Origin of the sequence: Arthrobacter sp. 49Tsu3.1M3, from assembly GCF_900168135.1 — a bacterium.
GTDB lineage: Bacteria > Actinomycetota > Actinomycetes > Actinomycetales > Micrococcaceae > Arthrobacter.
This window is the reverse complement of sequence record NZ_FUZD01000004.1, coordinates 154,541-168,717: the sequence shown is the minus strand read 5'-3', so window position 1 is coordinate 168,717 and position 14,177 is coordinate 154,541. Positions and strand designations below refer to the sequence as shown.

The following is a 14,177-nucleotide window of genomic DNA, read 5'->3' as shown; positions in this document are numbered from 1 at the left end:
TCGTACCCGGGGACTAGGATGGCAATGTGGCCGGCCTGATCAAACGCGAAGACATCGATGAAGTACGCCAGCGCACCGACATCAAGGAAGTCGTCGATGGCTACGTGACGCTCAAGGGAGCCGGGCTCGGGTCCTACAAGGGTCTGTGCCCCTTCCACGACGAGCGCTCACCCTCCTTCACCGTCCGACCCCAGGTTGGCCGGTACCACTGCTTTGGCTGCGGCGAGGACGGCGACGTCATCTCCTTCGTCCAAAAGCTGGACCACATCTCCTTCCACGAGGCCGTCGAGAAGCTGGCCCACCGGATCGGCTTCGAGCTCCATTACGAGGACGGCGGTTCCGGGCCCAACCGGGAGGACATCGGCCGGCGCCAGCGGCTGCTCGACGCGCACAAAGTGGCCGACGAGTACTTCCGTGCCCAGCTGCTCACCCCCGGCGCCGCGGAGGGCCGCAACTTCCTCTACGGGCGCGGCTTCGACCGCGCGGCCGCCGAACAGTTCGGTGTGGGCTACGCGCCACAGGGCTGGGACTCGCTCCTCAAGCACCTCCGCGGCCGCGGCTACACGGACCCGGAACTCAAGCTGACTGGCATGTTCTCTGAAGGCGGCCGGGGGATCTATGACCGTTTCCGCGGCCGGTTGATCTGGCCCATCCGGGACATCGCCGGCGACACCATCGGCTTCGGTGCCCGCAAGCTCTACGAGGACGATCAGGGCCCGAAGTACCTGAACACCCCCGAAACCGCGCTCTACAAGAAGTCCCAGGTCCTCTACGGAATCGACCTCGCCAAGCGCAACATCGCCAAAGACCGCCAACTCGTGGTCGTGGAAGGCTACACCGACGTCATGGCCTGCCACCTGGCCGGCATTCCGACGGCGGTAGCCACGTGCGGGACCGCCTTCGGCACCGAGCACATCAAGATCGCGCGCCGGCTGCTCTCCGACGACGGCAGCGGGGGAGAGGTCATCTTCACGTTCGACGGCGACGCCGCCGGGCAGAAGGCGGCCCTGCGCGCCTTCGAAGAGGACCAGCGGTTTGTCGCACAAACCTTCGTGGCGGTCGAAGCCAATGGCGCGGACCCCTGCGAACTGCGCCAGTCCAAGGGCGACTCCGCCGTCCGCGATTTGATCGGTAGCCGCCGCCCGCTGTTTGAGTTCGCCATCCGGGCCACCCTGAAGCGGCACAACCTGGACACGGTCGAGGGCCGGATCGCGGCCCTGCGTGAATCCGCGCCCGTGGTGGCGCAAATCCGCGACGCCGGAATCCGGCCCGCCTATGCCCGGGAGCTCGCCGGCTGGCTGGGGATGCCGGTCGAGGAGGTCAGCAGGGCCGTCGGCGCGGCGACCAAGCGCGCCGCACAGGCTGCGTCGGCTCCGCCGGGCGGCGGCCAGAGCCACGCGCAGGGCGGCGGGCAGGGCTATGCAGGGTCCGGCCGCGGCTTTGCCGGGACCGCCCCCGGCGTCGCCCCCTTGCCGCCGTCGGCCGTGCTCCCGTCCTTCAACCGCCCTGATCCCCGGGACCCAGTGGCCGCGATGGAGCGCCAGGCGCTCGAGGTCGCGCTGCAGGAACCCGGCATGCTCGAGGGCGAGACGTGGCAACGCTTCTCGGAAGCGCGGTTCTCCACACCCGCCTACCTCGCCATCCACGAGGCCATCCGGGCCACCGGACTCGGGTTTTCGGGGGATCCGGTGCGCTGGGTCGAGCAGCTGCTGCAGGAGGTCCCCGAGCCCCTGCGCCCGCTCGTGTCCGAGCTCTCCGTGGTGCCCCTGCCGGCCAACACTCCCGAAGGCGTCCTGCGCTACTGCAAGGACATCCTCGCCCGTTTGTTCGAACTCCAGATCACCCGGGTCAAGGCCGAGAAGATGGGCCAGCTGCAGCGTCTGGACGCTTCGGCCGACCCCGAGGAATTCCAGCGGCTGAATCGCGAGCTCATGCAACTTGAGATGGAGCGGCGGTCCCTGCGCTCGGACGCCTGAGCCGCCGATTTCGTTTCGCGGGCTGGTGTTTGCTAGGCTTATACCCGCTTCATTCCTCCTTAGCTCAATTGGCAGAGCATTCGACTGTTAATCGAAGGGTTGCTGGTTCAAGTCCAGCAGGAGGAGCGCGCAGTCCCCGTTCCGGGTTCCGGAACGGGGACTTTTTTGTACCCTGAGGGGGTATTTCGCGACTGGCTGGCGCTGGCCCCGTGGCCGATTTCCCTACCGGCAAAACCTTTGCTAATGTCGTACCTGCTTCATTCCTCCTTTGCTCAATTTGCTTATCATTCGACTGTTTATTTTATTGTTGCTGGTTCAAGTCCAGCAGGAGGAGCGGACAGGTCCCGCGGCCGGTGAAAACCAGCCGCGGGACCTTTTTTATTTCCTCGTTTTGTGGCTCCGTCTATGGCGAAGACTTTCCGCCGGGCAACGCAGTGGCGGGCAGTTCAGGTGGAGGTTCAGACGAAGTACATTTCCACCTGGAGGAAGCGCTGGGCCTCGGCGACCGCCGCCTGGAAGGCCTCCAGCTCTGTGGGGGACTTCCGAGGTTCCCGCGGGTGCCATTCATGCGGCGCCGAGTGCACCTGGGTGAATCCGCCGCCCGGGGGCGCATAGAAGATGCCGAACCGTTGCACCGGCCACTCCGGGGAAGATTCCGGTGCCACGAGGAGGGCGGAGTCATATGCGGGGTTGTACCACTGGGCAATTGGGCGGCGGCGGTCTTCGGTGAACAGGCCGGCGGCGAACAGGGCCGCCGACTGCGGACTGGTCTGAGCGCACAAGCGATCCCACCACAGGGGCAGGATTCCGGCGTCGCACCGCTGCCAAGTGGCCGGAAGGGGCGGGTGATCCTGCCTGTCGGGCATGAAATAACTTTATCGCCCGCCGTGGACGTCGAACAGGGTGCGACGGAGCGCAGGGCTGCAGGCTGTGTTGGTGGGACCGCAGGCCGGAGCGCAGGGCTGCGGGGCTGCGCGTGTGCAGGTGTGCAAGGTGCGGCGGGGCAACGCCACTGGCACAGGGCCGGGTCACATTGTCCGCAGAACTGGGGCTGCCCGGTGGACATGCCCAGTGGTGGTCCTGACGGGTGGACATAGTGCCAATATGTCCAACCCCGGGCGCCAGGAATGGGTATGTCCCGCGGGGGAGGCTGTGAAGAATGGGCATGTCCCGCGGGGGAGGCCGCCAAGAATGGGCATGTCCCCCGAATGGGGCCAGCTACTGGATCGGTGGCACCGTGCTGGGCCGAACAACCAGCCACAGTGCAGCGGCCGCCAGAAGGATGCAGGCGGCCTGGACGGCGCCCATCGGGGTTGCGGAGCTGACGCCGAGCCAGCCGACCACCGGCGAGACCAGGCCAGCCATCAAGAAGGTCGCCGCGCCGAGAAGTGAAGCCGCGGTTCCGGCCTGGGCTCCGTGTTTGGCCAGCGCCAGGACCTGCACGGTGGGGAAGGTGAAACCGGCGCCCAGGATGTAGAACCACAGCGGCACCAGGACGCCCCACAGCCCGAACCCCAGCTGGTCGAAGACGACAATCAGGACGGCCATGACGAACATCCAGGCCGTGGAACAAGCCAGGATCCACTGCGGCGGGACGCGCTTGATGAGCCGCGCGCTGGTCTGCACGCCTGCCACGATGCCCAGCGAGTTGACGCCAAAGAGCAGGCCGTACTGCTGGGGTGTGAACCCGTAGACATTCTGGAACAGGAACGGCGAGGCGGACAGGTACGTGAAGAGGCCCGCGAAGTTCATCCCGCCCACCAGCAGCAGGCCGACGAAGATCCGGTCGGAGAACAGCACCTTGTAACGCTGGCCCATGGTCATCCCGGTCTTGCCGCGCAGTTCCGGCGGCAGGGTCTCCCGGATCACGAAGAGGGCCGCGATGATGACGCAGGTCCCGTAGGCGGCCAGGAACAAGAAGATGCCGGGCCAGGGCATCAGCAACAGCAGCTGGGAGCCGATGACCGGGGCGAGGATCGGGGCCAGCCCGTTGACCAGGGCCATCCTCGCGAACATCCGAACCATCGCGTAGCCGCTGAACAGGTCACGGACCATGGCCATGGCCACCACACCGCCTCCGGCAGCCCCGACACCCATAAGGACGCGGAAGAAGCCCAGCGTGGCGATGTCCGTGGACTGCGCGGCGCCCAGGGACGCCGCGATGTGGACCGCCGTCGCCACGATCAGGGGCAGGCGCCGGCCGAACTTGTCGCTCAGCGGGCCGACCACCAGCTGCCCCAGCGCGAAACCTATGGTCGTCCCCGTGAGCGTCAGCTGCACCGCGGCCGCGGAGACGCCAAGGCTGTCTTCCAGGGCAGGGAATGCGGGCAAGTAGAGGTCAACCGTGAACGGCCCGAGGGCGGTCAAAGCGCCGAGCGTCAGGATGTAGAGGAATTTGCGACGGCGGCTCAGGGAATCACCGGGATTGTGGGGTGTGCTCACAGAGGTCCATCCTAGGGCCCGCCGGGGTGGCCAGCCGGTGGCTGGGCGGGCGCGCCACACCCTGCCCGAAAAGGCCTCCCAAGAGCCTAAATGATAGTTTTGACACCGGGGTCTGTGCGAAGCTGTCCAGACCCGGCAAGCCCGCGCGAGCGGATCGACGGATGGCACCAGTTAGGCGGGACCGATGAGCGGACGTCACAGCGGCGGGACAGGCGGTGGGCTGCGCATTTCCGCGCTGCCGCAAACCCTGAAGATGATCTTCAAGCTGGCGCCCCGGCAACTCAGTGACGAGATTGCCCTGGCCAAGGCCGAAATCAAGCGCAAGGGGAGCCAGCTCGGCGTCGCCAGTGCCTTCTTCGCCGTCGCCCTTGTCTTCGTTGGCCTCCTCGTGATCGGGCTGATGGTCGCCGCGATCATGGGTCTGGCTACGATCATGCCCGCGTGGCTCGCGGCCCTGTTGGTCTGCGCGGTCTGCCTGATTATCGCCGCGATCGGGGCGCTCATCGGGCTGAACAAGTTCAAGAAGCTCATGCCTCTGGTCCCCGAGGAGACGATCCGGGGGCTCAAGTACGATCTCGGCATCGCCAAGGAGGGCTCCGCGTTCGACGCCAGGGTCCTGGATCCGAGCACCGAGCAGTACAAAGCGGCGAAGGCCGCCAAGGAAGCCGCCGCTGCCAAGGCGAAGGCGGAGAAGGAAGCCAAAGCGGCCGCCCAACCCGATTTCGGGCCGCCCCCCACAGAGGCCGAACTCCGACGCCGGGTGGACCTGCGGCGCACGCATCTCACCGGGGTGCGGGACGACCTCGGTCGCGAACTCGATGTCAAGACCCAGGCCCAAGTCCTGCTGGCCGCCACCCAGGCCCGGCTCCAGGACGGCAAGGAGCAGCTCAGCGACAAGATCGCAGGCTTCCGCTCCTCAGCCCGCTCCTCGGCGGGGCGGGCCACATCCGCTGACGGGCAGGGCCTGGCCGACACGATCAAGCAGCGCTGGAAGCCCCTGGCTGTGCTCGCCGCGTCTGGAGCCGCCCTCGCGGTCCTAGTGCGCAGGCTAATAAAGGGCTAGACAGATCCCTGAACCTAAACGCCAAACCGTTGCCGTCCACGGAAAGGGGGAATCGATGAAGTTCATCGGCGCAGGCGCCCGCCCCGGGCAGCCCCTCGTCCACCGCGACGCGGTCTTCACGGTTCCCAATGTCCTGACCGTGGTGCGCTTCCTTGGCGTTCCGCTATTCATCTGGCTGGTCCTCTCGGAGCACGAGTACGGCTACGGTGCCCTCGTGCTCGCGGTCATGGCCAGCACCGACTGGGTGGACGGCTACATCGCCCGCCGCTTCAATCAAATGTCCAACCTCGGACGGGTCATGGACCCGATTGCGGACAGGCTCTCGCTGATCGCCGTCGCCGTGACCCTCGTGATCGCGGGCGTCGTCGAGTGGTGGTATCTCGCCGCGCTGCTTGTCCCGGACGCGGTCCTGCTGGCACTGTCAGTGTTCTATTTCCACGGCCACCCGGATCTGCCGGTGAGCCGCATCGGAAAGATCCGGACTGGCCTGCTGCTGGTGGGCACACCGCTGCTGGTGCTCTCCAAGCTTCCGGTGCCCGCCGCGGACGTCTACGCCACGGTCGCGTGGATCTTCCTGGGCCTGGGCCTCGTCGGGCACTGGATCGCGGCCTATAACTACGTTTGGGCCATCATCAGCAAGGGCAGGCAGCTTCGCGCCAACGACGGCGGCTCCCACTGATGGTCTGGCTTGCGGTTCTGCTTGCGGTACTCGGTGCCTTCTGCCTGGCCTTTGGCGCCCAGCGGCAGGGCAGCGCGGTCAAGGCCGATACCGGCGGCCTGGCGCTGAGCACCCACGGCCTGCTACGGCTCGCGCGAAATCCGCGCTGGGTTTTCGGTTTCATGCTGCTGTGCGTCGGGATGGCGATGAACGCCGTCGCGCTCGTCATGGCCCCGCTGACGGTGGTGCAGCCGATCGGCGCGATCGCCCTGGTCATCACTACCGTGGTCAATACCAAGGACCAGGGCCTGAGCATGAACCGGGCCACCATCGTAGCCATCTCGCTCTGCGTGACAGGTTCAGCTCTCTTCGTGGTGCTGGCCGTCAATGTGACGCAGGAAAACCACAACGTCAGCAGCTCGGACGAGCTGGCCATCGTGCTGCTCCTGGCCCTGGCGGTCGGGCTCTTCGGGACGCTCGCCGTCCTGTTCAGGCACCGCATGAGCGCCTTCGTCTACATCCTCGGCGCCGGTGTCTTGTTCGGCTTCGTGGCGGTCCTGACCCGCATCATCGGCCGGCATCTGCTGGACCCGAACGGGCAGTTCCTGCTGAATGTTCCGTGGTACAGCGCCGTGGCAATTGTGGCTGCAGGCGTTCTGGGATCGTGGTTCGTGCAGAATGCCTACTCCAGCGGACCGCCAGACCTCGTGATCGCCGGTTTGACCGTGATCGACCCCATTGTGGGCATCGCGATCGGCATCGTGATTCTGGGAGAACTGCGTCCCGACGTCCAGCCTGTGATGGCTATCGCCATGGGGACGGCCGCATCACTTGCTATCGTGGGAGTGATAGCCCTTTCCAGACACCACCCGGAAGTCACCAAGCGCAAGAAGGACGCGCGGAAGGCTGCGGGCAGGTCCTAGGGCGTCCGCCCAGACTTCGGCTGCAGGCCCGGCGCCCGTGCGCCGATGGCCAGCCGGCCACCTTTGATCCAGCTGACCGCACAGCGACCACCAGGAGCTCCCCACGTGACCAAGTCCGACAACCAGCCTCCGCTGACCATCCTGATCGCCGCTGACACGTACCCGCCGCACGTCAACGGCGCCGCCCAGTTCGGCTACCGCCTGGCCAAGGGGATGACAGCCCGCGGTCACGATGTCCACGTCCTGGCGTGCCGCCCGGGCAAGGGCCCGAGCTATAGCGAGTTCAGCGACGAGGCCACCGTCCACCGCCTGCGCTCCCACTCGGTGCCCACGCACGAGTACTTCCGGGTCACCTTCCCCTGGGAGATCAAGAAAGAAATCGGGCTGCTGTTCGACCGCATCCAGCCGGACGTGGTGCACATCCAGAGCCACTACATGATCGGCGAGCATGTCCTGTACGAGGCCGTGAAGCGCGGCATCCGGGTGGTGGCGACCAACCACTTCATGCCCGAAAACCTGAACCCCTTCCTGCCGTTCCCGCAGTGGTTTAAAGACATTGTGGGCCGGATCTCCTGGCGGGACATGGGCAAGGTCATGGGCCAGGCCGACGTCGTGACCACACCCACGCCGCTTGCCGCCAAAGCCATGCACCAGCACGCCTTCCTCCGCCAGGTTCTGCCCCTGTCCAACGGCATCGACGCCGCAGCCTATGAGCTGCGTCCCGACGAAACGGTGGAACGCCACGCCAGCCCCACGGTGCTCTTCGCCGGCCGGCTGGCGGAGGAGAAGCACGTGGACGTCCTGATCGATGCCGTCGCCAAGACGCCCAAAGAACTGGACATCCACCTCGAAATCGTCGGCGGCGGAGAAGTCCGCCCTGCCCTGGAGGCGCAGGTCGCCCGGCTCGGACTGAAGGACCGGGTCAGGTTCCTCGGCCTGGCCAGCGACGCCGAACTTCGCACCGCTTACATCACGGCCGATGTGTTCTGCATGCCCGGCACGGCAGAACTTCAGTCCCTCGTGACCCTGGAGGCGATGTCGGCGTCGACGCCAGTCCTGCTGGCAAACGCCATGGCGCTGCCGCACCTGGTCCGCGACGGGGAAAACGGCTATCTCTTTATCCCCAACGACAGCGATGACCTCGCCGCCAAGCTGGCGCTCGTGTTCTCGCTGCCCGACCACGAGCGTGATGCGATGGGAAAGACCAGCCGCGAAATGGTCGAAAGCCACGGTATCGCGCGCACGCTGCAGACGTTTGAGGACATCTACCGGGGCGCGAGCTACGACGACCTGGTCCTCTAGGCACACCGCCGGGCAGAACTGCATCCACCCCGAACGCTCCAAGTTCCAGGGCGTCCAGTCCAACAGCATCCGGGTCAGTTGCGGCAGGCCGCCTCCCGGTGGCGGCATGCACGTGGGATGCGTCTACTATTGCTAGAGTATTTTTGCCCGGAACCAATCCGGCCCCCGCGGGCCAGGTCTGGCTCCGGGCGCAGGGGGCTATAGCTCAGCTGGTTAGAGCGCGGGACTCATAATCCTAAGGTCCTCGGTTCAAGTCCGAGTAGCCCTACATTCATTTCTGCGGCAGCCTCCTCATCCGGGGTCCGCAACCACGGGAGCCGTGGCTGACGTCCGACGTCGGCCGCGGCTTTCTTCTTGTCGGGTCTTATTGTTTTTTGTCGGGTTTTCGTTGGCCCGGCACTTGCGGGCGCCCCGACACTGCGATAAGTTACTCGTGAGTAACATATCGCCGGCGCGAAGCCCGCGCCCGTTTGGTCCCCGCTGATCGAGTGAAGGAACACCATGTCCAAAGCTGCCATCGACATCCACAACCTGCCCTACGCCGATGGCGACTTCTTTGCGTTCGAGCAGCTGCTCAGCGCCAAGGAGCAGGACAGGCTGGCGGAAGTCCGCGAGTTCCTTACCCGCGAAGTCCGGCCGATCGCCGTCGATTGCTGGAATCGCGCTGAGTTCCCCATGGACTTGATCCCGAAGCTCGCCGAAATCGACCTGGTCAGCCCCGTCCGGAGGCAGGGCTACTCGAACCTCTTCGCAGGCATCCTGCACGCGGAGGCCACCCGCGCCGACACGTCGATCGCGACGTTCATGGGCGTCCATGACGGGCTCTTCACGGGCTCCATCGAGGCCCTTGCCTCCCAGGAACAGCAGGATGCGTGGCTTCCCGAGATCTACTCGCTCAAGAAGATCGGCGCCTTCGGCCTCACCGAGCCCCTGGGCGGCTCCGACGTCGCCGGCGGTACGCGCACCACGGCACGGCGTGACGGCGACAGCTGGATCCTCAATGGAGCCAAGCGCTGGATCGGCAACGCGACTTTCTCCGACTGGGTGGTCATATACGCCCGCGACGTCGACGACAACCAGGTCAAAGGGTTCCTCGTGGACACCAAGACCGAGGGGTACAGTGCCGTGAAAATCGAGAACAAGATCTCGCTGCGCACGGTTCAGAACGCTGACATCACGCTCGACAACGTTGTGGTGCCGGAGTTCTTCAAGCTCGCCAACGCCAACAGCTTCCGCGACACGAACAAGGTCCTGAAAGTCACCCGGCTTGCCGTGGCCTGGCAAGCAGTGGGCCAGCAGCTCGCGGCCTTCGACGTCGCCCGCCGCTACGCCGTGGAACGCAGCCAGTTCGGCCGTCCGATCGCCTCCTTCCAGCTGATCCAGCACCAGCTCGTGCAGATCCTCGGCAATGCGGTCAGCTCCATGGGCATGATGGTGAGGCTTTCCCAGCTGGAGGACGCGGGGGAGGCGAAGGACGAGCAGTCCGCCCTGGCCAAGGCGTTCACCACCGCGCGGATGCGCGAAAGCGTGGCCCTGGGCCGGAGCATCCTCGGCGGCAACGGGATCGTGACGGACTTCGAGATGGCCAAAGTCTTTGCGGACGCCGAAGCCATCTACTCCTACGAGGGCACGCACGAAATCAACACCCTCGTCACCGGCCGGGCCATCACGGGCATTTCCGCGATCGTCTGACGGGCGCCAGGCGGCCGCGGCGGCTGCCGCGGGCGTCAACGGACGAGCCCCGCATCAAAGCCAAGCGGCCGCCGCCGTGTCTGCCCGCGGGCGTCTACGGACGGGCCGCGCATCAAAGCCGGCGTCAGATGCTGCATCACGGACCTGCTTCAGGGGCGGGAGCAGAACGGAAGGCCGAAGGTCCATCACGAACGCCAGCGGGTTGACGTAGTCTTCGCCCCGGCGGACGCCCCAGTGGAGGCAGGGCGGGGCCGGGCCGCAGTGGCCGGCCTGCACCTGCCCCAGGACATCACCCTCCGCCACCGCGGACCCCGCCCTCAGTGAACTCGCCACCGGCTCGAAACTGCTGCGCAGCCCGTTGCCGTGATCGACCGTGATGACAGGCCGGTCCACCACCGTCCCGACAAAGCTCACCGTCCCGGCGGCTGGGGACTTGAGCGGGACGCCGTCGAAGGCCGTCTCAAGATCGACGCCGCGGTGACCGCTGAGCCACGGCTTGGCCGGGGGATCGAAGGCGCGGAGCACCGCCGGCCGGGGGCTCAGCGGCCAGCTCCAGGCAGGCGCAGCGAGCGGTCCCGCCCTCGGAGAGCCCCGGCCGGAGGAAATCGCAGCCCGGGGTGCAATGGCGGAGTGGCCGGCGGCTGTGCGGCCGGAGCGGGCGTCGGGAATGTGGGCGGCGTCGGCGGCGGAGGCCTGGGCAACGTCGGAGTAGCCGGCGGCAGCCGCGGAGATGTCGGCGTCGGCGGTGACGGGGGGAGGCGCCAGGAACGTTGCCAGGAACGTTGCCAGTAACAATGCCGCCAGGAGCAAGGCCCGCAGGCCAAGTGGGAGCTTCATGGCCCCAGCCTGCCAAGGCAGAACCCCGGGCGGAATCTCCCGCCATGGCTATGTGGATAAGGTGGCCGCCGGCCCCCGCCAAAGCCCCGGAACCCCGCACCGTTGCCGCGGCAAAACCGTCCTCCTGGGCAGGGCCGCTGTAGTACACTTGCTGGAGCAGTTTGCTGTGCCCTCACGCTTGTAAGTCGCGATACTTCGTGATTGCCAAAGCCGGCACGCCTCATTCAGGGGTGCGGGGGAGCAGCAGCTGACTACGCGTATCCAGCCCTCCTCAAAAGAAGCCTGAAACTTCCGATGCGGAGGACTGCGCCTCCTGCGGTCCGTTCCACATGGCAAGTCCATATGGCGCGGATGGGAAGCGCAGTGGATGCCAGGAGCAACGCCCGCCCGGGCGAATGCTAAACAACCGTCAACTATTGGCAGGGTAAGAGGGCCATGGGCTCTCTCATGAATGACCTGCCGGAAGGAGCGTCGGCATGCCCGTCGTAACTATGCGCCAGCTGCTTGACAGCGGCGTCCACTTTGGACACCAGACCCGCCGTTGGAACCCGAAGATGAAGCGCTTCATCTTCACGGAGCGCAACGGTATCTACATCATTGACCTGCAGCAGTCGCTGTCCTACATCGACCGTGCCTACGAGTTCGTGAAGGCCACCGTTGCACACGGCGGCACCGTTCTCTTCGTCGGCACCAAGAAGCAGGCGCAGGAATCCATCGCCGAGCAGGCCACCCGCGTTGGCCAGCCCTACGTCAACCAGCGTTGGCTCGGCGGTATGCTGACCAACTTCCAGACGGTCTCCAAGCGCATCCAGCGCATGAAGGAACTCGAAGAGATCGACTTCGACGACGTCGCCGGTTCGGCTTACACCAAGAAGGAACTGCTGCTCCTTCGCCGCGAACTCACCAAGCTGGAAACCAACCTCGGTGGTATCCGCAACCTGACCAAGGCGCCGTCCGCGCTGTGGATCGTTGACACCAAGAAGGAACACCTTGCTGTCGACGAGGCCAAGAAGCTGAACATCCCGGTTGTGGCCATCCTGGACACCAACTGCGATCCCGACGAAGTCGACTTCCCGATCCCGGGTAACGACGACGCCATCCGCTCCGTCAACCTGCTGACCCGCGTTGTCGCCGACGCCGTTGCTGAGGGCCTCATCGCCCGCAACCAGCGCGCCACCGGCACCACGGAAGCTCCGGAAGAGCCGCTGGCCGAGTGGGAGCGCGAGCTCCTCGAAGGCAACAAGGCCGAAGCTGCCGCAGCGCCCGCCGCTGAGGCTGCACCGGCTGCTGAAGCACCGGCCGCCGAAGCTGCTCCGGCTGCTGAGGAAGCGCCCGCGGCTGAAGAAGCACCGGCCGCCGACGAAGCCAAGTAGTCAGACAAGTAAATCTGGATCTCCCCACATGCGCTCCGCTGCATAGGGGGTACCGACAGGATGGCCGCTCACTCGGTGAGCAGCCGTCCTGTCGGTCCGTACACCACATAAATTTCTAGACAGAGGGGTTCACATGGCGAACTACACTGCCGCTGATATCAAAGCTCTGCGCGAGCGCACTGGCGCCGGCATGATGGATGTCAAGAAGGCTCTTGACGAAGCCAACGGTGACGCCGAGAAGGCCATCGAAATCATCCGCATCAAGGGCCTGAAGGGCGCCACCAAGCGCGAAGGCCGCTCCACCGCCGAAGGCCTGGTTGCCGCCAAGGTCGCCAACGGCGTCGGCGTGATGATCGAAGTCAACTGCGAGACCGACTTCGTCGCCAAGGCTGACAAGTTCATCCAGCTGGCCGACAAGGTCCTGGCTGTGGCCGTCGAGTCCGGCGCTGCCGACCTCGAGACCCTGCTCGCCACCGAGGTCGACGGCAAGCCGCTGTCCGAGGTCGTCATCGAAGAGGGCGCCGTTCTGGGCGAGAAGGTTGTTGTCCGCCGCATCTCCCGCATCGAGGGCGCCACGGTCGACGCTTACCTGCACAAGACCTCCAAGGACCTCCCGGCCCAGGTCGGCGTGCTGTTCGCTGTTGACGGCGAAGGCGAAGCGGCTGCCACCGCAGCCCACGACGTCGCCGTTCACGTCGCCGCCATGGCTCCGAACTACCTCACCCGTGAGGACGTTCCGGCCGATCTCGTCGAGTCCGAGCGCCGCATCGCCGAGGAAACGGCCAAGGCCGAGGGCAAGCCCGAAGCTGCGATGACCAAGATCGTCGAAGGCCGCGTTACCGGCTTCTACAAGGGCGAGGTCCTCGTTGACCAGGCATTCGCCAAGGATGCCAAGAAGTCTGTCGCACAGGTCCTCGAAGAAGCCGGCGTCAAGGCAACTGCCTTCACGCGCTTCCGCGTCGGTTCCTAGTCAGACTGGCCAGACACCAGTCAGGCACTAGCCAGACACGCTAAGGGGGTGGTCACCACGGTGGCCACCCCTTTTGCATGCACCCGTGAGGCACCGGTTCCGGTCACGGCCGGAATGCCGCCTTGGGCGCCCAGCACGATAACCTAACTCAGAGTTCACCAACGGGAAGGCACCATGGAAACCGTCACCACTTCAGCCCAGCCAAAGAAGAACAGGCGCCGCGTCCTCTTGAAGCTCTCCGGCGAGGTCTTCGGCGGTGGGAAACTGGGCGTCGACCCGGATACCGTCCGCGGCGTGGCCAAGCAGATCGCCGCCGCAGTTCCCGACGTGGAGGTCGCAATCGTCGTCGGCGGAGGCAACTTCTTCCGCGGCGCCGAACTGTCCCAGAGCGGCATGGACCGCTCCCGCGCCGACTACATGGGCATGCTCGGAACCGTCATGAACTGCCTCGCGCTCCAGGACTTCCTGGAGCAGGCCGGGGTGGAAACGCGCGTCCAGAGCGCCATCACCATGGGCCAGGTGGCCGAGGCCTACATTCCCCGCCGCGCCATCCGCCACATGGAAAAGGGCCGGGTTGTCATCTTCGGCGCCGGCGCCGGCCTGCCGTACTTCTCCACGGACACCGTGGCCGCCCAGCGTGCCATGGAGGTCCACGCCGACGTCGTCCTGATGGCCAAGAGCGGCGTCGACGGCGTTTACACCGCCGACCCTAAGAAGGACCCGACGGCGGAGAAACTGCACCGCCTCAGCTACGACGACGCCCTCCGCCGCGACATCCGCGTGATGGACCAGACCGCGATGACCATGTGCAAGGACAACAACCTCACGATGGTGGTCTTCGGCATGGAAGGCGAGGGCAACGTCACCCGCGCCATCCGGGGCGAAGACCTGGGCACCGTCGTCACCCCCTAGCAACGGCTAGGATGTTTTCAGGACCTTTC

Annotated in this window: 12 protein-coding genes and 2 tRNA genes; 11 read left to right on the top strand and 3 right to left on the bottom strand. The window is 65.9% G+C overall.

What is annotated here, in order from left to right; genetic code table 11:
* The first annotated feature begins 26 nt into the window (after positions 1-26).
* Together dnaG and B5X90_RS07395 are read left to right on the top strand one after the other, a co-directional pair.
* Positions 27-1,976 (top strand): DNA primase, encoded by a 1,950-nt coding sequence (dnaG, locus tag B5X90_RS07400; RefSeq protein WP_079551477.1) that lies wholly within the window; start codon positions 27-29, stop codon positions 1,974-1,976.
* Between the two features lie 53 nt (positions 1,977-2,029).
* Positions 2,030-2,102, top strand: a tRNA-Asn gene (locus tag B5X90_RS07395).
* A gap of 332 nt (positions 2,103-2,434) precedes the next feature.
* Here the strand turns inward: B5X90_RS07395 and B5X90_RS07390 are convergent.
* A complete protein-coding gene (locus tag B5X90_RS07390) occupies positions 2,435-2,842 on the bottom strand; it encodes a hypothetical protein (RefSeq protein WP_079551475.1) in 408 nt (135 codons plus the stop codon).
* Between the two features lie 352 nt (positions 2,843-3,194).
* A complete protein-coding gene (locus tag B5X90_RS07385) occupies positions 3,195-4,418 on the bottom strand; it encodes a multidrug effflux MFS transporter (protein WP_079551473.1) in 1,224 nt (407 codons plus the stop codon).
* A gap of 184 nt (positions 4,419-4,602) precedes the next feature.
* On the opposite strand from B5X90_RS07385, the gene B5X90_RS07380 reads away from it, so the two are divergent.
* The 6 genes from B5X90_RS07380 (at position 4,603) to B5X90_RS07355 (ending at position 10,056) form a co-directional block, all read left to right on the top strand.
* A complete protein-coding gene (locus tag B5X90_RS07380) occupies positions 4,603-5,481 on the top strand; it encodes a phage holin family protein (RefSeq protein WP_079551471.1) in 879 nt (292 codons plus the stop codon).
* 55 nt (positions 5,482-5,536) lie between these two features.
* A complete protein-coding gene (locus B5X90_RS07375; protein WP_079551469.1) occupies positions 5,537-6,160 on the top strand; it encodes a CDP-alcohol phosphatidyltransferase family protein in 624 nt (207 codons plus the stop codon).
* Positions 6,160-7,062: a DMT family transporter gene (locus B5X90_RS07370; protein WP_079551467.1), complete on the top strand. Its 903-nt coding sequence runs from the start codon at positions 6,160-6,162 to the stop codon at positions 7,060-7,062. The genes B5X90_RS07375 and B5X90_RS07370 overlap by 1 nt, the downstream gene beginning before the upstream one ends.
* A gap of 105 nt (positions 7,063-7,167) precedes the next feature.
* Positions 7,168-8,364, top strand: coding sequence for a glycosyltransferase (locus B5X90_RS07365; RefSeq protein ID WP_079551465.1), 1,197 nt, complete (start codon positions 7,168-7,170; stop codon positions 8,362-8,364).
* A 194-nt stretch (positions 8,365-8,558) separates the two neighbouring features.
* A tRNA-Ile gene (locus B5X90_RS07360) sits at positions 8,559-8,632 on the top strand.
* 233 nt (positions 8,633-8,865) lie between these two features.
* Entirely contained in the window at positions 8,866-10,056 is a 1,191-nt protein-coding gene (locus tag B5X90_RS07355) for an acyl-CoA dehydrogenase family protein (protein WP_079551463.1), read from the top strand.
* Between the two features lie 54 nt (positions 10,057-10,110).
* Here the strand turns inward: B5X90_RS07355 and B5X90_RS07350 are convergent, their stop codons facing one another.
* Positions 10,111-10,893 (bottom strand): M23 family metallopeptidase, encoded by a 783-nt coding sequence (locus tag B5X90_RS07350; RefSeq protein ID WP_256860107.1) that lies wholly within the window; start codon positions 10,891-10,893, stop codon positions 10,111-10,113.
* 476 nt (positions 10,894-11,369) lie between these two features.
* Here B5X90_RS07350 and rpsB point away from each other — a divergent pair, with 476 nt between their 5' ends.
* The 3 genes from rpsB (at position 11,370) to pyrH (ending at position 14,148) form a co-directional block, all read left to right on the top strand.
* Positions 11,370-12,266 carry a 30S ribosomal protein S2 gene (gene rpsB, locus B5X90_RS07345; RefSeq protein WP_079551461.1) on the top strand — a complete coding sequence of 299 codons (897 nt, stop codon included), beginning with the start codon at positions 11,370-11,372 and terminating at the stop codon, positions 12,264-12,266.
* 133 nt (positions 12,267-12,399) lie between these two features.
* Complete coding sequence (gene tsf, locus B5X90_RS07340; protein ID WP_028275233.1) at positions 12,400-13,236, top strand: translation elongation factor Ts; 837 nt, start codon at positions 12,400-12,402, stop codon at positions 13,234-13,236.
* Between the two features lie 174 nt (positions 13,237-13,410).
* Complete coding sequence (gene pyrH / locus B5X90_RS07335; RefSeq protein WP_018774549.1) at positions 13,411-14,148, top strand: UMP kinase; 738 nt, start codon at positions 13,411-13,413, stop codon at positions 14,146-14,148.
* Positions 14,149-14,177 lie beyond the last annotated feature (29 nt).